At 70.9% G+C, this 18,889-nt stretch carries 15 protein-coding genes; 7 read left to right on the forward strand and 8 right to left on the reverse strand.

Features of this window, described 5'->3' with window-relative positions:
- Positions 1-147: 147 nt before the first annotated feature.
- Positions 148-1,539 (forward strand): class II fumarate hydratase, encoded by a 1,392-nt coding sequence (locus tag MXD59_RS15555; protein ID WP_248825453.1) that lies wholly within the window; start codon positions 148-150, stop codon positions 1,537-1,539.
- Between the two features lie 572 nt (positions 1,540-2,111).
- Positions 2,112-3,521 (forward strand): Si-specific NAD(P)(+) transhydrogenase, encoded by a 1,410-nt coding sequence (gene sthA, locus MXD59_RS15560; protein ID WP_248813921.1) that lies wholly within the window; start codon positions 2,112-2,114, stop codon positions 3,519-3,521.
- A gap of 71 nt (positions 3,522-3,592) precedes the next feature.
- On the opposite strand, the gene MXD59_RS15565 is transcribed toward sthA, so the two are convergent.
- The gene (locus MXD59_RS15565; RefSeq protein WP_248825454.1) at positions 3,593-4,672 is read right to left on the reverse strand and encodes a serine hydrolase; all 1,080 of its coding nucleotides are present in this window, start codon (positions 4,670-4,672) and stop codon (positions 3,593-3,595) included.
- 339 nt (positions 4,673-5,011) lie between these two features.
- Here MXD59_RS15565 and MXD59_RS15570 point away from each other — a divergent pair, with 339 nt between their 5' ends.
- A complete protein-coding gene (locus tag MXD59_RS15570; RefSeq protein ID WP_248825455.1) occupies positions 5,012-6,040 on the forward strand; it encodes a PfkB family carbohydrate kinase in 1,029 nt (342 codons plus the stop codon).
- A 44-nt stretch (positions 6,041-6,084) separates the two neighbouring features.
- On the opposite strand, the gene MXD59_RS15575 is transcribed toward MXD59_RS15570, so the two are convergent.
- Entirely contained in the window at positions 6,085-6,642 is a 558-nt protein-coding gene (locus MXD59_RS15575; RefSeq protein WP_248825456.1) for an NUDIX hydrolase, read from the reverse strand.
- A gap of 511 nt (positions 6,643-7,153) precedes the next feature.
- On the opposite strand from MXD59_RS15575, the gene MXD59_RS15580 reads away from it, so the two are divergent.
- A complete protein-coding gene (locus MXD59_RS15580; protein ID WP_248825457.1) occupies positions 7,154-7,750 on the forward strand; it encodes a hypothetical protein in 597 nt (198 codons plus the stop codon).
- Positions 7,751-7,763: 13 nt separating this feature from the next.
- On the opposite strand, the gene MXD59_RS15585 is transcribed toward MXD59_RS15580, so the two are convergent.
- Complete coding sequence (locus tag MXD59_RS15585) at positions 7,764-8,420, reverse strand: adenylate kinase family protein (protein ID WP_248825533.1); 657 nt, start codon at positions 8,418-8,420, stop codon at positions 7,764-7,766.
- Positions 8,421-8,851: 431 nt separating this feature from the next.
- On the opposite strand from MXD59_RS15585, the gene MXD59_RS15590 reads away from it, so the two are divergent.
- Positions 8,852-10,384 carry a hypothetical protein gene (locus MXD59_RS15590; protein ID WP_248825458.1) on the forward strand — a complete coding sequence of 511 codons (1,533 nt, stop codon included), beginning with the start codon at positions 8,852-8,854 and terminating at the stop codon, positions 10,382-10,384.
- A gap of 153 nt (positions 10,385-10,537) precedes the next feature.
- Here the strand turns inward: MXD59_RS15590 and MXD59_RS15595 are convergent, their stop codons facing one another.
- Positions 10,538-11,260, reverse strand: coding sequence for a maleylpyruvate isomerase N-terminal domain-containing protein (locus MXD59_RS15595; RefSeq protein ID WP_248825459.1), 723 nt, complete (start codon positions 11,258-11,260; stop codon positions 10,538-10,540).
- Between the two features lie 40 nt (positions 11,261-11,300).
- The gene (locus tag MXD59_RS15600) at positions 11,301-11,963 is read right to left on the reverse strand and encodes a hypothetical protein (RefSeq protein WP_248825460.1); all 663 of its coding nucleotides are present in this window, start codon (positions 11,961-11,963) and stop codon (positions 11,301-11,303) included.
- Positions 11,964-12,294: 331 nt separating this feature from the next.
- Here MXD59_RS15600 and MXD59_RS15605 point away from each other — a divergent pair, with 331 nt between their 5' ends.
- A complete protein-coding gene (locus MXD59_RS15605; RefSeq protein ID WP_163550028.1) occupies positions 12,295-12,552 on the forward strand; it encodes a hypothetical protein in 258 nt (85 codons plus the stop codon).
- A gap of 65 nt (positions 12,553-12,617) precedes the next feature.
- The gene (locus tag MXD59_RS15610) at positions 12,618-13,439 is read left to right on the forward strand and encodes an HAD-IIA family hydrolase (protein WP_248825461.1); all 822 of its coding nucleotides are present in this window, start codon (positions 12,618-12,620) and stop codon (positions 13,437-13,439) included.
- Here MXD59_RS15610 and msrA read toward each other — a convergent pair whose 3' ends face one another.
- The 3 genes from msrA to MXD59_RS15625 all read right to left on the reverse strand — a co-directional run bounded on the left by msrA (position 13,440) and on the right by MXD59_RS15625 (position 18,613).
- The gene (msrA, locus tag MXD59_RS15615) at positions 13,440-14,105 is read right to left on the reverse strand and encodes a peptide-methionine (S)-S-oxide reductase MsrA (RefSeq protein WP_248825462.1); all 666 of its coding nucleotides are present in this window, start codon (positions 14,103-14,105) and stop codon (positions 13,440-13,442) included. It lies immediately after the preceding gene.
- 130 nt (positions 14,106-14,235) lie between these two features.
- Positions 14,236-15,528, reverse strand: coding sequence for an RNA 5'-3' helicase PhoH2 (gene phoH2 / locus MXD59_RS26995; RefSeq protein WP_163550025.1), 1,293 nt, complete (start codon positions 15,526-15,528; stop codon positions 14,236-14,238).
- Positions 15,529-16,789: 1,261 nt separating this feature from the next.
- A complete protein-coding gene (locus MXD59_RS15625; protein WP_248813890.1) occupies positions 16,790-18,613 on the reverse strand; it encodes a phosphoenolpyruvate carboxykinase (GTP) in 1,824 nt (607 codons plus the stop codon).
- Positions 18,614-18,889 lie beyond the last annotated feature (276 nt).

Raw genomic sequence — 18,889 nt, forward strand, 5'->3', positions numbered from 1 at the left:
GCGTCAGATGTCCTAGGGTCGGCGGTGGGGTCGGCGTATGCGCTCGCGGGCCGTGCGCTGGGCCTGAGCTCCGCGCGGGCGGTTAGACGCCGGTCGCGGGGCTGGTCGGTCGGGTCGATGGCGACGGAACATCGGGAGAACGGGCGCATGAGCGAGCAGGAATACCGCATCGAGCACGACAGCATGGGGGATGTCCGGGTGCCGGCGTCGGCCCGGTGGCGGGCGCAGACGCAGCGGGCGGTGGAGAACTTCCCCGTTTCGGGCCAGCGGATCTCCCGCGCGCACATCCAGGCGCTGGCACGGATCAAGGCGGCCGCGGCGACGGTGAACGCCAAGCTCGGGGTGCTCGACGGCGACATCGCCGAGGCGATCCGGGATTCGGCCGCCGAGGTGGCGCGCGGCGACTGGGACGAGCACTTCCCGCTGGACGTGTTCCAGACCGGCAGCGGCACCTCGTCGAACATGAACACCAACGAGGTGCTGGCGTCGCTGGCGTCCGAGCGTCTGGGCCGTCCGGTGCATCCGAACGACCATGTCAACGCGTCGCAGTCGTCCAACGACGTGTTCCCGTCGTCCATTCACGTGGCGGCGACGCAGGGGATCGTGCAGGAGCTGATCCCGGCGCTGGAGCATCTGGCGGCGGCGCTGGGTCGTAAGGAGACCGAGTTCGCCGAGGTGGTGAAGTCGGGGCGGACCCACCTGATGGACGCGACCCCGGTCACCCTCGGTCAGGAGTTCGGCGGGTACGCGGCGGCGGTGCGCCTGGGAGTGGAACGCCTGAACGTGGCGCTGCCCCGGATCGGGGAGCTGCCGCTTGGTGGTACCGCGGTGGGCACCGGGATCAACACGCCGCCCGGGTTCTCCGCCGCCGTCATCGAGGAACTGGCCGCGAACACCGGGCTGCCGCTGGCCGAGGCCCGTAACCACTTCGAGGCGCAGGCCTCGCGGGACGGGCTGGTCGAGGCGTCCGGGGTGCTGCGGGTCATCGCGGTCTCGCTCTACAAGATCTCCAACGACCTGCGGTGGGCGTCGTCGGGGCCGCGGGCGGGGCTCGGCGAGATCAGCCTGCCGGACCTGCAGCCGGGCTCGTCGATCATGCCGGGCAAGGTCAACCCGGTCATCCCGGAGGCGGTCTGCCAGGTGGTGGCGCAGGTCATCGGGAACGACGCGGCGGTCGCCTTCGGCGGGTCGGCCGGCAACTTCGAGCTCAACGTGATGCTGCCGGTGATCGCGCGCAACCTGCTCGAGTCGATCCACATCCTGTCGACGATCAGCGTCCTGCTGGCGGACAGGTGCGTGGACGGGATCAAGGCGAACGTCGAGAAGTGCCGGCGGTTCGCGGAGTCGTCGCCGTCCATCGTGACGCCGCTGAACAAGTACATCGGTTACGAGGAGGCGGCGAAGGTCGCCAAGCTCTCCCTCGCCGAGGAGAAGACGATCCGCGAGGTCGTGCTCGAGCGCGGCTACGTCGAGGCCGGCAAGCTCACCGAGGCCCAGCTGGACGCGGCCCTCGACGTCCTGTCCATGACCCACCCGTAACCACTGACCCACCCGTAATCACTGACCCACCCGTAACCACTGACCCACCCGCAATCACCGTGGCGTGGCAGCGTGGCTCAGGCTGGGCCGGCTCCGGAGTGCTTACGCTCCGGAGCCGGCAGCCGGCCGTCGCGTCCCCTGGCCCGCCATCCCTCCCGTACGCCGGCCGGTGTGGCCCGGCGCCCGTCCCGACAGTGATGGCCGGCCTCGACGGCGGCGGGAGTCGTGGAAGACCCCCCAGACAGCCTCCACGACCCCCGCGACCTGTCTAACGAGACCGCCGGCCGTCCGTTACGGGTCGCCGGCAAGAATTTTTGCGCGGTCGCGCGCGGCGGCGGCATCGCCCGAAGGGGCAGCTCGACTTCGCGAAGCAGGCGCCGAAAACCACCCATCTCGGGTATGACGGAGAGATCCGAATTGCCTACTTTATGTGATATCGCGTGGCTGAAACGCCCCCGGGAAAGCATCCAGAAGAAATAAACGTAACAAGCCGGTGCAACATCGCTTCGAGCGGCGCCGCGACAGATAGCCTCAGGTTCACCGGGAGCCGGAAAGAATGCGGGGAGGTGTCGGTGTTCGACTATGACGTCCTCGTCATCGGGTCCGGGCCCGGCGGGCAGAAGGCTGCGATCGCGGCAGCCAAGCTTGGCCGGCGCGTCGCGATCGTGGACAAGCGGGAGATGATCGGCGGGGTCAGTATCAACACTGGCACGATCCCGTCGAAGACCCTGCGTGAAGCTGTTATCTACCTCACGGGCATGTCGCAACGTGAGCTCTACGGTTCGAGCTATCGAGTCAAGGATGACATCACTGTCGGTGACCTGTCGGCGCGTACCCGACATGTCATCAGCCGTGAGATCGATGTCATCCGCAACCAGCTCAGCCGTAACCACGTCACCCTGCTGACGGGCCTGGCGAGCTTCATCGACCCGCACACGGTCAGCGTGCGGGCCGCGGGTGACATCGAGGACCGCCGCGTACACGCCGAGCGGATCATCATCGCCACCGGCACAAGGCCCGCGCGGCCGGACACGGTCGACTTCGACGGCCGCACGGTCGTCGACAGCGACCAGATCCTCGCGCTGGAGAAACTGCCACGGTCGATGGTCGTCGTCGGCGCGGGGGTGATCGGCATCGAGTACGCCTCGATGTTCGCCGCCCTCGGCTCGAAGGTCACGGTGGTCGAGCGGCGCGACCGCATGCTCGACTTCTGCGACGTCGAGATCGTCGAGGCGCTGAAGTACCAGCTGCGGGATCTCGCGGTGACGTTCCGGTTCCGCGAGTCGGTCGTCTCGGTGGAACGGCACAACGGCGGCACACTCACCCTGCTCGAAAGCGGCAAGAAGCTTCCGGCGGACACGGTGATGTACTCCGCCGGGCGGCAGGGTCTCACCGACATTCTCAACCTGCCGGCGGCGGGCCTGTCCGCGGACAGCCGCGGGCGGATCAAGGTCGGCTCGGACTTCCGCACGGAAGTCGACCACATCTACGCGGTCGGTGACGTCATCGGCTTCCCGGCGCTGGCCGCGACGTCGATGGAACAGGGCCGCCTGGCCGCCTACGCCGCGTGCGGCGAGGATGTCAACGCCCTGCGTGCCGAGCTGATGCCGATCGGGATCTACACCATCCCGGAGATCTCCTACGTCGGGCGCACCGAGGACGAGCTGACCGAACAGGCCATCCCGTTCGAGGTCGGTATCGCCCGCTACCGGGAACTCGCCCGGGGCGCGATCCTCGGCGACTCCTACGGCATGCTGAAGCTGCTGGTCAGCCCGGAGGACCGGCGCCTGCTCGGCGTGCACGTGTTCGGTACGGGCGCCACCGAGCTGGTCCACATCGGGCAGACCGTGATGGGCTGCGGCGGCACGATCGACTACCTCGTCGACAGCGTCTTCAACTACCCGACGCTGGCCGAGTCGTACAAGGTCGCCGCCCTCGACGCCATGAACAAGATGCGCGCCGTCGCCCGCTTCAGCGGCTGACGAACGCCTGGTCCGAGGTGGCGCGGTCACGGCCACGTCACCTCGGACAGCGCGTCCCGCGGGACGCGGCCTCAGCCCAGCGCCGGTGAGACAGCCGCGGCGTTCCAGGCCAGGGCGGACAGTCCCTGCACGGTCGCGATGCCAGCGGCTCTGCTCGGGCCGTCCTTGGTGTAGACCGCCATCACGTAGTCCCGGCCGGCGCCGTGGACGTGCGCCAGACTTGTGATCACCCAGCCGCCGTCGCCGCGTTGCAGCCAGCCGTTCTTCAGCTCCACCGCCACACCGGACGGCACCCCGCCGGTCAGACCCCAGCGCTGGCTGAGGATCACCGTGCGCAGCAGGGCGGCGATCACCTCACGTTGCTCGGCGAGCAGCACCCCCGGGTAGGCGACCGCCCGCAACACCGCGAGCTGGTCGGCCGCGGTCGTCCGGGTCAGCCCCCAGTGCCCCCCGGTATCGGCCTGGGTCGCGACCATGCCCAGTCGGGCGAAGAAGACACTCATCCCGGCGGCGGCACCGGCGTCGCGCCACAGGGCGCTGGCGGCGTCATTGTCACTCACCGAGATCATCTTGCGGGCCAGGGTCCGCTGCCGGGCTGTGAGCGTGCCCGTCGGCCCGGCGTCGCGCACCAGCGCGGTCAGAATGTCGAGCTTCACCGAACTCGCCATCTCGTACCCGACCACCGCCGGATCGGTCACCGCGACCGTCGTCCCCGCGACCGCGTCGAACACCGCCACGCTGACATGCCCTGGCCGCCCCGCCAGATACAACCGCACCAGCCCCTCGAGCCCCACCGAGCCCGGCACTGGAACCGTCGGCGCTGGAACCGCGGGTGCCGAACTCGTCGGTGTGGGAGTCAGCGGCTGCGCGGTCACCGGCACCGATCTGGCGGACCTGGCCTCGGCGACGGGCATGATCCGCGGTGCCGCCCCGGCCCGCAGGACGGCCGGCGCCACGGCCAGCGTCGGCGCGACGCCCGCCGTCCCCACCACATCGCCGGACGGTGATCCCGCCGTCGCCGCCGACGTCCGCGTCAGGACGGTGGCCATCGCGGCACCCATCCGGTCGGTGCCCGCGGTGGCGCCTGCTCCGCCCTCGGCGCCCGGACGGGGCGTCAGGCCACCACACAGTCCGGCGGCCACCAAGGCCATTCCCGCGCTCCACCGGAGCGTCGACCGCTGCCACACAGAATCTGTGTAGCTATTTTGAACATCAATAAGAAGAGCACTGATCACCTTGGTTCCCAGTTTTTACCATATCGACCAGAGAACCGTGAAGTAACACGGGCATGTTTCCGTCCCGATGTTCCGGATACCCACGAACGAGGGTGCCGGCGGCCGTCAGCAGCCTGCCGCATCGGCGCTATCCGGCAATGAAGGAAACACACTCGGAGGTATGACCCCCGGGAATATCCCGCAGTGCGCGTGCCGTGGGACACCGGCACGATCCGCTGCCGGAGTCAGCACCCGGCCGGCGCCGAGAATGGACGGGTGAGCGCACACCCACCGTCCCCGACCGACAGGCCGCCGCCCCTGGGGTTGTTCATCGGCCTGACCACGTTCGACACCGTCTATCAGGTGCGGCGACCACCGCACGCCGACGAGAAGATCGTGGCCGAACAGTTCATGACCGCCGCCGGCGGACCGGCGACCGGGGCCGCGGTGACCTTCGCGCACCTGGGTGGCCGGGCGGTTCTGCTGAGTGCCATCGGCACCGGCCCGCTCGCCCAGGCCGTGCGCGCGGATCTCGCCGCAACCGGCGTCACCACGCTCGATCTTCGTCCGGACGCGGCCACCCTGCCCATCTCGGCCATCATGGTCAGCGCCTCGACCGGCCAGCGGTCGGTGGCCTCCGCCCATGGCCAGCCGCCGCCCACAGCACCGGACGGCATGCCACCGGAGGCGGCCATGGCGAGGGCCTGCGCCGAGGCGGGTGCCCTGCTCCCGCGGGCGTCCGTCGTCCTGCTGGATGGCCATCAGCCCGCGGCCGCGCTCGAGATCATGACCGCGCTGGCCGCCGTCCGGCCCAGGTCCGGGATCGGGCGCCGACCGCTGGTGATCCTCGACGCCGGCTCCTGGAAGCCCGGCACCGACCAGCTGCTCCCCCACCTCGACATCGTGATCAGCGGCGCCGCCTTCCGCCCACCGACCCGCACCGACAGCACCGGCCTCATGGACGACGCAGCCGGCGCCGACAGCGGGGATGCGGTCACGCGGACGTTGCGGTATCTGCTGGCGCACGGGCCGTCGTTCGCGGCGGTCACCGCCGGCCCCGGTCCGATCCGCTGGGCGGACGCCACGGGTCACGGGACGGTCACGCCGCCCGCCGTCCACGCGGTGGACACCCTGGGCGCCGGCGATGTGCTGCACGGTGCCTTCGCCTGGGCCGTCGCCCAGGGCGCCGGCGCCGGCCGTGCCGATCTGGTCGCCGCGCTCACCTCGGCGTCCGGGGTCGCCAGCAGGTCAGTCGAGAGCTTCGGCAGCAGGGCCTGGCTGGGCCCCGCGCCGACGTCCGACTGACCCCGGCCATCGTCGGGGACGGCCAGCCGGCCCCGACATCCGCCTCAGCGCACCAGGCGGGCCTCGCGTGACATCCGCACGAGCCTGGTGCCCAGCTGGCCGGGGATCGTGGCCGGGTCGACCCAGCGCACGGCGTGCGCGCGGGCGTCGGAGACGGCCAGGTCCCGATCCTCGACGTGGAACAGGTAGGTCACGTTGTAGTGGACGTGTTCGGGTTCGCCGAGCACGGGCACGGCCGGGGCGATCGTCGCGTCCACGTCGACGGGGACGATGCCGTCGAGGATCACCATGTTCGGGTCGACGCCGCCGCGGCGGGACGCCAGGCCCAGCGCGGCGCCCAGCAGGGACGCGTCGTCCACCTCCAGATGGCCGGTCGGCAACTGCCAGCTGGACGACGGCGCGTCGCGGACCTCCAGGACGCGCCAGTCCGGCGACACGATGGCGGCGCGGCAGGTGACATGCGCAGGAGTGGTATCACGGGCGATGATCGACGGACCATGCAGCGCCAGGACGATGAGGGACCGGATGAGGTCCACGTCATCCGGGTTCGCCTCGACGTAGCCGAGAGCCACGCTGATGACCGCGTTGTTGGTGACCGTCACGTTCAGAGAGCGAGCTGAGACCGGGTGCCCGGAACAGGGCACCGACGTCCAGACACGTCGCACCTCGAACTGTACATGCAACCTCACTTTACGTGTCGATGATGCTAATCTCACCGTAGGTACACGGCCAGGTCACAACCGTCACGGACATCATCGTCCCACCGCGCTCGACACACCGCCCGGCGCCCGCGAGGTCTCGCACGCCAGGAGTGCAGCCGAAGCAACCGTCAGGATGAGCGGTTACCCTGGCCCTATCATGGCTAAACCTAACTAGTACCGCAAATCCGAACTTTTGGCCCCCCTTGGGACGGCCACGCCGTCGGCCCTGGTCAGCAGCGTGACCAGGGCCGCTACCGCCATCGGACGGGTGACCACGCTCAGGCCAGTGATCGTGACGTCCTGCCGACAGCCATGGCCCTGGCACCCCCCGACCGGGCTAGGGTCTCGACGGCGGGCACCAGACCGGACACCGGCGCCCAGAACCGACCCGGATCTCCACGGAGGACGCAGCATGCCGGACACCCAGCAGGCACCGCCCGCGCACCCGGCCCGCCCGGCCCGCCCGGCCCGCCCGGCGCGGGGCGCGGCCACCCGGGCGGGCACCATCGTCGCGGGCCTCGCCCTCGTCGGCCTGGCCGGGCTGACCAGTGCCTGCGGCCCGGACGGCTCCTCCGGCTCGGAGGCCACCACCACCCCGTCGGTCGGCGCGACACCCACGCTGCGACTGCCCTCGGGCCTGCCGACCTCGCTGCCCACCTCGGTCGGGGCCTCGGTTCCCGGGATCGGTCGCCTCGGTGCCGTCACCGGTGCGGACGCCCTGCGTGGCACCAACGTGCCAGCCGACTTCCCCGTCCCCCCGGGCGCGAAGGCCCGGGTCGGGACGACCACCGGCGGCACGTCCACCGTGACCCTGACCGGGGTGGCCAGCGACTCGATGGTCACGTTCTACCGCGGCGCCCTGCCCGCCGCCGGCTACACCATCACCTCGGACGTCGGTCTCGGCGTCGCGCACTCGATCAGCTTCACCGGCCACGGCATCCGAGGCGGGCTGGGCAGCGTCGGGGCCGGCGGGGCGGGCGCCCTGGAACTCGTCTTCTCGAAGGCCTGAGCGCCGGGTCGCCTCAGACCGTGGCGGGGGCGAGTTCCGGAAGGTCGAAGTAGCCGCGGATCTCGCCCTGCACCGCCCGCGGCTCGCGGCGGGCGTCGACGACGGCGACGAACTCCTTGCGCTGGAAGATCTCCATCACCGGTTTGGTCTTCTCGTGGTAGTCCCGCAGCCGCACCGCGAGCGCCTGGGGGTTGTCGTCCGGGCGGCTGCGCAGCGCCGCGCCGCAGACATCGCAGGTGTCGGGAACGATCGGCCGGCTGGCGATCAGGTTGTAGTCCAGACCGCAGCGGGAGCACAGCCGGCGGGCGAGCACCCGCCGGTAGACCTCCTCGTCGGGCAGGTCCAGGTAGATGACGCCGTCGATGTCGTAGCTCTCCAGGAAGAACTCGGCCTGCCGGGCGTTGCGCGGGAAACCGTCGATGATGAAACCGTAGTTCCAGTCATGCTCGGCGAGCCGCGTGCGCACGACCGCCTCGACCAGGTCATCGCCCACCAGCCGGCCTGCGGCGACCGTCCGCTTCACCTGGGCGCCGAGCTTCGTGTGGTTCGTGACATTCCAGCGGAACACGTCACCGACACTGATGTGGACCAGGTCGAAATCCCGCGCCAGCATCGTCGCCTGGGTTCCCTTACCGCTGCCCTGCACTCCCATGATGACGAACTTGCGCACGAATCCCGCTCCCGCTCCGTCTCGAGTCACCGGCCCACGGTGTGTCGGCCAACCCGTGGTTGTCCGGACGTTCTCCGCCGGTACCAGGTCCGTCCGACGACCGTATCCGGCAATCGACGGGCGACGCCGGCAGCGACCCTGGTCGGCTGGCGCGTGGGGAACACCACGTCCCGTCCGCGGGACGTCCGTCCCTTGCCAGCCGGGGCCACCCACACCGAACGGCCAGCCGGCGAGACCCGTCTCACGCCGTGGCACTGGCACCCCCGCGCCCGGCACCGCCACCCGCGGTCACCCCACGCCGACCCGTTCGCCGTCCGCGCCATACCGCTGCCGGCCGGCGAGGGGGACCGAGGCAGGATGGAACCGGGACCGGTGGGGTGGGGACGGCCACGCGGGTGGCGAGCTCGCCGGCCCCGAGAGGGGAAAACGCGGTGTCGAGGGGAGTGCGGCGGGTGCTCGCGGCGGTGGCGGCGGCGGCCACCATGACAGTGGGTCTCGTGGCCTGCAGTTCGCACGACAGGACGGTCGATCCACCCGCCGAGATCGTGGTGAACCGCGGGCAGAGCTCGGCCACCCCCTTCCGCACCGCCGCCGACGGTGAGGTCCTGCTGGACGTGACCACCGCCGCGCCCGGCGTCTCCTGGGGCTCCCCCGGCAGCGAGTCGGCCGTGGTCTCGCTGTTCGTCGACAACACCTACGCCACCGACATCGTCATTCCCGCCTCGTTCCCCATCCGGCGCAGCCTCGCTCTCGGCCGGCTGGCCAGGGGCGAGCACACCCTGCGGGTCGCGTTCGCCGACGACCGCTCCGCCCAGGCCGCCACCTCGGCCCGCCTGACCAGCCTCACCTACCGCACCGTCGCCGCGCAGGACGCCTCCTACCAGGCCCTCGCCCACGCACCCGTCGTCTACGGCCGCACCGGCGCCGTGACTCCCGACGCCGCCGCGGCCACCCAGGGCAGCACCACCGGGGGCACCGCGGCCACCCAGGGCACCGCGGCCACCGGCACGGCCGCCGCCGCCGCCGCCGCCGCCGGGGGACCGTTCCAGAACGCTGTGGACGACACGCCGCTGCTCGCCTTCCACTCCGAGGCGCCGACCGCCGTCGCCGGGCACCGGCTGCTCACCTACTCGATGGTGTGGAGCAACGAGGACGGTGGCAGCACCACACCCGAGCTCATGGCCCAGTGGGGTCGCACCACCGACATCGAGTGGATCTACCAGGTGGAGATCGACGCCGCCGGCGCCGCGGTTCCCGGCAGCGCGCTCATCCAGGGTCCGGAGCACACCACGGTGCCGTTCACCGGACGCTACGAGGGCACCCATCCCGTGCTCGGCACCTGCACCTCGAACAACACCATGTGCCCGAACCCGGACGCCCGGATGCGCTTCGCGCTGTCCACCGCCGACACCCTCGACCCCGCCGCCGAGGCCCGCGAACGCGAGCTGGACGCGAACCCGTGGACCTACTGGGTGATGGCCCAGGAGGTGCAGCGCGAGGGCAAGGTCGACAACGACAAGACGCCGAACTCGACGACCAGGATCAGCGACCCGCGCAACTACGTGTATCTGATCATCCGCAAGACGACGGTGGGCCCGCCGAACACCGACGACAACTGGGTCGGTGTGTCCGTGGGCGTGCGGCTCTCCGGCAGCGCCCAGACCTACCGCAGCGCCAAGGTGTATCCGATCTGGGCGCTGCGCCGCGATGTTCCGGCCGCGACCGCCATCGAACTGCCCGCCGGCACCGTCGCCGAGGACATCGCCTCCATCGAGGCGACCCGCGTCGTCGGCGCCGGACGCGACCTCGGCGCCCGCGTCCAGGTCGAGTCGATCGAGCGGGCCTTCCTGCTCGGCCCGAACGGTCAGCCCCAGCAGTCGTTCCTGTTCACCCCGTCCAGGGCGACCCTCACCCCGGCCGCGCCCACCGCGGTCCTGTTCCGTCGTCCCACCGGCCCCTCCTGACGGCCTGAGCCGCCCCGCGGCCGCCGGGGGCCACCCGAAGGTGCTACGGACGCAGGTCACCGCGCCCGTCAGCGGAGGCGGATCGCACCGGGACCGGGGGGCATCCCCCGCGCGCCCGCGCACGGGGGCACGGGGGATGGCGTCCCGTGGTGCTCAGAGGCCGGTGCTGAGCTCGGCGAGCAGGCCGTGGTCGCCGAGCACGGCGAGGTCGGGATGGTCGAAGGGCACCCGGCCCCACAGGGCGAGCAGCACCGGTCCCGCGGGACCACGCAGCGCCGCGTCGCCCCGGGCATGCTCGCGGTGGACCTCGAACGCGCCGTCGGCCCACCGCACCAGCCACTCCCCGCCCGGCGCGGTGTCGGTGAGATGGACGTGCACGCTCGCCGCGTCCCGCGGGACGCGCGCCCGGGCGATCCCCGGCAGCAGGACGGTGAGCAGTTCGTCCACGCCGTCGGCGGCGACCGCGGCGGCGGGCAGCTGGGTCCGCCCGGTGGCGGTGTCGGCGTCCCATCGGTGCACGACGAGCTCATGGGCGAGCCGGCGCGACCAGAAACCGGCGACGGCCGGGGCACCGACGTGGTTCCAGGCGGGCAGGTCCGGGTCGGTGTCCCGCAGGGCGGCCAGCACATCGGTGAGGGCCTGCCAGCCGAAGGAGATCAGCTGCGCGTCCTCGGTCGGCGCGGGCGGGTTGCGCGGCGGCGGGTCGGTCGTCCCGCGCGGCACGGCGACACCGACCCCGTGCAGCAGCCGTGCCACATGGCGTAGCAGTCGGCGGGAACTCCAGCCCGGACAGGACGGGACCTCGGCGTCCAGGTTCGTCGACGTCGACCTCAGCAGCGCCGCGCCCTCGGTTTCGATGATCGCGAAGTAGTCCACCGCCCGAGTCTGGCAGCACCGCCCGCTCTGGCGCTTCGGCTCAGCGGGCCGGGAGCTGGCCGTTCGCCGGGATGATCTGGGCCGGCGCGCCGATCTGCGCGGCGAGCCGGGCCCAGTGGCCGTCGGCGGTGTTGAGCGCCTCGGTCGTGCGCGCCAACAGCACCGTGGGCGGGAGCGGGGTGCCGTCGAAGAGGTTCCCGCAGGTCGACACCGCCTGCGCGTAGGCCGCGGCGCCCGCGTTCCAGGTCTGCCCCGCCGTGCTGGTCACCGGCGGTGCGCCGGCGCCGGGAACGCCGTCGACGATCGTGCCCAGCCGCTGGCAGGCCGGCCTGAGCTCGAGGCCGTTGGCGGCCTGGATGTCCGCGCGGACCGCGCCCACCGCCGTCACGATCTCGCCGCGCAGCTGCGCGGTGCCGGCGTACCAGGCGTCCAACTGGCCCTGATCGGTCGGCGGCCGGGGCTGCGGTGGCTGCGCCGCGGCCTGCGGCTGGCTGGCCGTGACATCGGAACCGCCGCTGGCGCCGGCGAGGGCGACGCGGGACGGGCTCGGGGCACCGGCGGTGGCCTGCGGGTCACCGCTGCCCACGACGAGGTAGACCGTGGTGACCGCAGCGACGCCGACGACGGCGAGGATCGCCAGCCCTCGGCGGCGTTCCGGCCCGGAGAGTTCCTCCCAGGTGCGGTACTGATGGCGGCGGCGCACGGATCCCCCCGTGGTGAGAAGCAACGACTGAACAGACGCGCGGCCTGGCGACGACGTTGCGCCGCCCGCCGTTGTGATCGCGCCCAGCCGCCGGCCACCCCGATCCGGGGGCTGCCCTCCCCCATCCGGGCCAGACCTGGCGGGTCTGGTCACGGCCCGGCCGAACGGGTGCCCACGCCTGCCCCGTCCGACCAGCTCACACTTTCCGGCCGGGCCGGCGGCCACACCCACGCGTATATCCGATGAACAACCTCAAAACTATCTCCCACGTCAAATCCCAATTATTAAGCACAATGCGGACGAAAAGTCGCACTAAATGTGGGGGGAACGCATGATCGACGTGGCACCGGTCTGGTGGGAGTCCCCCGCGCTGCCGAACACGGCCGACGACACCTCGGCCGAAGCCTGGTCGGTGGTGGTGCTCGGCGGCTCCGGCGAGCGGATCCGGGGCGTCGTGGGGCCGTTTCGGGCCCCGGAGCACGCCCACCGCTACGCCCGTGACGAGGGGCTGCGCCGCTGGCTCGTGGTCCCGGCGCTGTGCCTGACGATGCCGGCCGGCCAGGCGGCCGCGGGAGTCGCCGTGCTGTGAGCCACCGACCCCTTCGGACCGCCCGAGGCCGACGAACGGCCGACCACAGGGCAGAATCAGCGTCCATGTCGGAACGACGGATCGAGAACTATCTCATCGACATGGACGGCGTTCTCGTCCACGAGGAACATCCCATTCCCGGCGCCGACGCGTTCATCGCCGGCATTACCGCCGCGGGCCTGGGCTTTCTCGTACTGACGAACAACTCGATCTTCACCGCGCGGGATCTGTCGGCCCGGCTCGCCCGCTCGGGCCTGATCATCCCCGCCGAACGTATCTGGACGTCGGCGCTGGCCACAGCCCTGTTCCTGCACACCCAGCGGCCCGGCGGGTCCGCCTACGTCGTCGGCGAGGCGGGTCTGACCACCGCCCTGCACGAGGTCGGCTACGTCCTGAGCGACCGCTCGCCGGACTACGTCGTCCTCGGGGAGACCCGCACCTACAGCTTCGAGGCGATCACCCGGGCGATTCGGCTGGTCCGCGGCGGGGCCCGCTTCATCGCGACCAACCCCGACCCGACCGGACCGTCCGTCGAGGGCCTGCTCCCGGCCACCGGCGCCGTCGCGGCGATGATCACCAAGGCGACCGGCATCACCCCCTACTTCGTCGGCAAGCCCAACCCGCTGATGATGCGCAGCGCCCTGAACACCCTGTCCGCGCACAGCGAGACCACGGTCGTCATCGGCGACCGGATGGACACCGACGTCGTCGCCGGCCTCGAGGCCGGGATGGACACCGTCCTGGTCCTGTCCGGCATCACCGGCCGGGCCGACATCGAACGTTTCCCCTACCGCCCGACCGCGGTCGTCGACAGCGTCGCGAAGCTGCCCGTCGGCCGGGACGTCCACACCATCGACGGTGCCCTCACCCCGGCCGACAAGCCCTGATCAGCCGCCGGTGGCCGCCACACCCACCGGACAGGAGACCCCGGTGCCACCGAGACCGCAGTAGCCGTGCGGGTTCTTGGCATCGGAGAGGTACTGCTGGTGGTACTCCTCGGCGTAGTAGAACGTGCCGGCCGGGGCGAGCTCGGTGGTGATCGCGCCGAACCCGGCCGCGGCGAGGACCTCGGCGAAGGCGTCCCGGCTGGCGGCGGCGGTCCTCGCCTGCACGTCGGAGGTGGTGTGGATCGCCGAGCGGTACTGGGTGCCGACGTCGTTGCCCTGACGCATGCCCTGGGTCGGGTCGTGGCCCTCCCAGAACACCTTGAGCAGCTGCTCGTAGGTGACCTTCGCCGGGTCGAACACGACGAGCACGGCCTCGGTGTGCCCGGTCAGCCCGGAGCAGGTCTCCTCGTAGGTGGGGTTCGGCGTCGACCCGCCGGCGTAGCCGACGGCCGTCGTGTACACGCCGGGCACCCGCCAGAACATCCGCTCGGCGCCCCAGAAGCAGCCCAGCCCGAACACGGCCGTCTCCAGACCGGCGGGGAACGGACCGGTGATCGACGTGCCGAGCACCGTGTGCGGCACCTCACCGCCGAGGATGGGACTGTCCCGCCCGGGCAGCGCCTGCTCCGGGGTGGGAAGAGCGGTCTTGTGGCGACCGAAGATCATGCGGTGACACCTCCCATGAAGGTCACCTGTGACAACCACTCGCCCGGCCCGAACGTTCCCGCGGTCCGGTGTCCCGCGGGACGTCGGCGTTGGGACGCACGACGTCCCGCGGGACGGCAGGACCGTCGGGCTACAGGACCAGGTCCTCGAGCATCGTCGTCACCAGCGCGGCGATCGGCGACCGCTCGGACCGCGTCAGCGTGACGTGAGCGAACAGCGGGTGACCCTTGAGCGTCTCGATGACCGAGGCGACACCGTCATGCCGGCCGACCCGCAGGTTGTCCCGCTGGGCCACGTCGTGGGTGAGGACCACCCGCGAGCCCTGCCCCAGCCGGGACAGCACGGTGAGCAGCACCCCACGTTCCAGCGACTGCGCCTCGTCCACGATCACGAACGCGTCGTGCAGGGAGCGACCCCGGATGTGGGTCAGCGGCAGCACCTCGAGCATGCCCCGGTCGACGATCTCCTCGATCACCTCCGGGGAGACCAGCGCCCCGAGCGTGTCGAACACCGCCTGCGCCCACGGGGCCATCTTCTCGTTCTCGCTGCCGGGCAGGTAGCCGAGTTCCTGCCCACCCACCGCGTACAGCGGACGGAAGACGACGACCTTGCGGTGCGCCCGCCGTTCCATCACCGCCTCGAGCCCCGCGCACAGCGCCAGCGCCGACTTGCCGGTGCCGGCCCGGCCACCGAGCGAGACGATCCCGACGTCCGGGTCGAGCAGCAGGTCGAGAGCCACCCGCTGTTCGGCGGAGCGACCGTGCAGGCCGAAGGCGTCCCGATCACCACGGACCAGGCGGACCTGCTTGTCCGCGGTGACCCGGGCGAGCGCCGAGGCGCTGCCCCCCGAGGTGGTGAGCACCAGCCCGGTGTGACACGGCAGATCGGCCGCGGCCAGGATCTCGGTGTACTCCCGGGAGTAGAGCCGGTCGAGGTCCTCCTGGTCGACGGTGAGCTCCGCCATCCCGGAGAATCCGGTGTCCACCGGCGACAGGGCCTGGTACTCCTCTGCCGGCAGGCCCAGGACCGAGGCCTTCACCCGCAGCGGAAGGTCCTTGGTGACCAGTACGACCTCGTGGCCCTCGGCGGCCAGGTTCATGGCCACACAGAGGATCCGCGAGTCGTTCGTGTCGACCCGGAACCCCGGTGGAAGCACGGCAGCATCGGTGTGGTTGAGTTCCACCCAAAGCGTTCCCCCGTCCGCCAGTGGGATGGGCTGGTCGAGGCGGCCATGCCGGATGCGCAGGTCGTCCAGGAGGCGCAGGGCCTCCCGGGCGAACCAGCCCAGTTCCGGATGGTTACGCTTCCCCTCCAGCTCACCTATGACGACGAGGGGGAGCACGACATTGTGCTCCGCGAACCGCAGCAGCGCGCCCGGATCAGAAAGCAGCACGCTTGTGTCGACGACATGCGTTCGTGGCACACGCCCACCCGCTTACTCGGAGGTAGTCCGGGACCAGCCCCAACAGGGACCGGGCACCGGCCTCCTGGTGTAGTCGCACCTGCGGCACCGAGGGGCCTCCCGAGAGGTCCGGCACTATGCCGGACCTCGGCTTAGACGCTAGGGGTCTCACGGTAGCCGCCGCCTCGGACGATGGCGACCCACTTTCCGCAACACGTTGCGTTAAGAACTGGAAACGTTTTACCCACCCGCCCACTCACCGCAGCCCCGCGGGTGCGACCGTGCACGGATCATGACGGCCAGCGCTGACCGCGCGGCCTCGGCCCGCCCCGCCCGCGCACCGGGCCCCGCGGGACGCGGCCATCGCCACGCCACGTCCCGCCGGACACGACCATCGCCGCACCTCGTCCCGCCCGGACGCCAGCCACCCGTCGCCCGTCACCACGGGACAGCGCCCCCATGATCCTGTGACCCCACCGCCGCCCCCAGCCACCGCTGGCACCGATCGGCCGAGCCGCGCCGGATCGGGCCCCTGGAGCACGGGAGCACGGAGACCCCGGGAGCACGGAAGCCAGAGTGAGCCTGCCGGCCCCGCCTGGCCCGCCTGGCGCGCTGCGCTGGTGTTCCGGCTGGCTGGAACAGGCACAGTGCCCGGCTGGGCCGAGGACGACCGCGTCTCGCGAGACGACGTATTCCTGGCGTCCAGGACGAAGGTAAGGCGAACCTGAGAACATCGTTCACTGGAAGGCGTACGTCCGGGCAGGGCCAACCGTGGGCATCAGGAAGGCCACGCGAGCGGCCCGCGGGAGCGGCGGACGGTCCCGGAAGCGACGGACGAGTGGACGCTCCGGTCGGGCCGTCCGACTCCCCGACAAGGGAAACCTGTATGGAACACTCGGAACGCGCGGCAACCCGCGGCCGGTGGCGGCGACAACGGCGATTTCCGCTGACCGGGCGCACTTTCGCATCAACTTTCCACGATGCCTGCCGGGCGACCTGACATCCGACGGAAATCAGTCAGAAGATCGAGAGATTTCTCGGGTTCGCGTCTTCATCCGGACGTGTTGCTTTGCACATACGCGGCGGCCCCGCCGCACCCCGAGAATCGCGCACGCGGACACTCCGCGGACGGCGGGACGCAGGTGAAGCAACCGCCGGGCCATCCGAGACCGATCACACATGGTGACCACGAACGCGGCCCGGGCCGGACGGCGGGTGGTACTGCCGTCCGGCCCGGGCCGGGAGGGTGCGTGTCCGCGCGCGATCAGGGCGCGCGGGGAGATCAGCCGTTCAGGCGCTTGACCAGGGCCTCGTGCTCAGCCCAGAGGGCGGCCGGCAGCCGGTCACCGAACGACTGGTAGTGCTCGGGGATCAGGCTTGCCTCCTGCTTCCAGACGTCGATGTCCAGCGTGAGCAGGGTGTCGAGGTCGGCATCGGAGATGTCGAGGCCCTCGGTGGGCAGCGCCTCGCGGGTCGGCTGCACACCGAGAGGGGTCTCCACGCCGTCGGCGTGGCCCTCGAGCCGGCCGACGATCCAGGCCAGGACGCGGCTGTTGTCACCGAAGCCGGGCCACAGGAAGGAGCCCTCGGGGCTCTTGCGGAACCAGTTGACGTAGTAGATCTTCGGCAGCTTCTCCGGGTCGGCCTTCTGACCGACCTCGAGCCAGTGGGCGAAGTAGTCGGCCATGTTGTAGCCGCAGAACGGCAACATGGCGAACGGGTCACGACGCAGCTTGCCGATCGCGCCGGCCTGGGCAGCGGTCGTCTCGGAGGCGACGATCGAGCCGAAGAACACGCCACGCCGCCAGTCGGGGGCCTCGGTGACCAGCGGAACCGCGGTCGCCCGGCGGCCGCCGAACAGGATCGCCGAGATCGGCACGCCCCGCGGGTCCTGCCACTCGTCGGCGATGGTCGGGCACTGGCCGGCGGGGACGGTGAAGCGGGCGTTCGGGTGGGCGGCGGGGTCGGTCGACTCCGGCGTCCAGTCCCGGCCCTTCCAGTCGATCAGGTGCGCCGGCGGCTCCTTGGTCAGACCCTCCCACCACACGTCGCCGTCGTCGGTGCGGGCGACGTTGGTGAACACGGTGTTGCCCCACAGCGTCGTGATCGCGTTGGGGTTGGTCTGCTCACCGGTGCCGGGGGCGACGCCGAAGAAGCCCGCCTCGGGGTTGGCGGCGTAGAGCCGGCCGTCCTCGCCGAACCGCATCCAGGCGATGTCGTCACCGACAGTCTCCGCCTTCCACCCGGGAAGGGTGGGGATGAGCATGGCGAGATTGGTCTTGCCACAGGCCGACGGGAATGCCGCCGCAATGTAGTGGACCTTGCCCGCGGGCGAGGTGAGTTTCAGAATCAGCATGTGCTCGGCGAGCCAGCCCTCATCCCGCGCCATGACCGACGCGATACGCAGGGCGTAGCACTTCTTGCCGAGCAGGGCGTTACCGCCGTAACCCGATCCATAGGACCAGATCTCACGCGTTTCCGGGAAATGGCTGATGTACTTGGTCGTGTTGCACGGCCACGGCACATCGGCCTCATCGGGGGCGAGCGGCGCGCCCAGTGAATGAACCGCCGGGACGAAGAAACCATCTTCGCCGAGCTGTTCCAGGGCGGGCGCGCCCATACGCGTCATCGTACGCATCGAGATGACGACGTACGGCGAGTCGGTGATTTCGACTCCGAGCGCGGAGATATGCGAACCGAGCGGCCCCATGCAGAACGGGACGACATACAGCGTGCGACCCCGCATGGAGCCGGTGAACAGGCCGCGGAGCTTCGCCCGCATCTCGGCCGGTTCCATCCAGTTGTTCGTCGGACCGGCCGCGTCGGCCGTCTCGGAACAGATGTAGGTCCGGTCCTCGACCCGCGCCACGTCATTGGGGTCGGATGCGGCGTAAAAGCTGTTGGGACGCTTGTCGTCGCTGAGCCTGGAGAGCGTCCCCTTCTCGATCAGGAGGCTGGTCAGACGATCGAACTCGGCATCCGAGCCGTCGCACCACTCAACCCGATCCGGCTGGGTGAGTTCGGCGATCTCGCGCACCCAGGCGACCAGCCTGGCGTGCTTCGTAGGGGCTTCATCAAGCCCCGGAATCTGTGCCGCGGTCGTCACAGCTCACACCTCCGGTCGAGTCGAAACCTGCCACGTTCTCGCCCTGTAAGGGTGTGCCCACTTCGGCCCTTGAACTTACTCGTCGACGAGCCGACAAAAAGCGCCGTACAGGGTGCCGCGAGGCCGCGTTCAGGATCATTAGACTCTACCGCGCGTTCCGCCCGCAGTCGCGCGATAGCGAGCGGACAGAAGGGTCGGATCCATCACGCAGCGGTACGGACGTAGCGGTGCGCGGCGACTCCGCCTCGTGGCTGCCGTAAGCCGCGGGTTATCGTC

The organism is Frankia umida (assembly GCF_023242945.1).
Classification (GTDB): Bacteria; Actinomycetota; Actinomycetes; order Frankiales; family Frankiaceae; genus Frankia; species Frankia umida.

Excerpts from the sequence above, each read along its gene's own strand:
- MXD59_RS15555 (WP_248825453.1), top strand. The coding sequence starts at position 148 with ATGAGCGAGCAGGAATACCGCATCGAGCACGACAGCATGGGGGATGTC.
- MXD59_RS15565 (WP_248825454.1), bottom strand. The coding sequence starts at position 4,672 with ATGGCCTTGGTGGCCGCCGGACTGTGTGGTGGCCTGACGCCCCGTCCG.
- MXD59_RS15580 (WP_248825457.1), top strand. The coding sequence starts at position 7,154 with ATGCCGGACACCCAGCAGGCACCGCCCGCGCACCCGGCCCGCCCGGCC.
- MXD59_RS15605 (WP_163550028.1), top strand. The coding sequence starts at position 12,295 with ATGATCGACGTGGCACCGGTCTGGTGGGAGTCCCCCGCGCTGCCGAAC.
- MXD59_RS15610 (WP_248825461.1), top strand. The coding sequence starts at position 12,618 with ATGTCGGAACGACGGATCGAGAACTATCTCATCGACATGGACGGCGTT.
- msrA (WP_248825462.1), bottom strand. The coding sequence starts at position 14,105 with ATGATCTTCGGTCGCCACAAGACCGCTCTTCCCACCCCGGAGCAGGCG.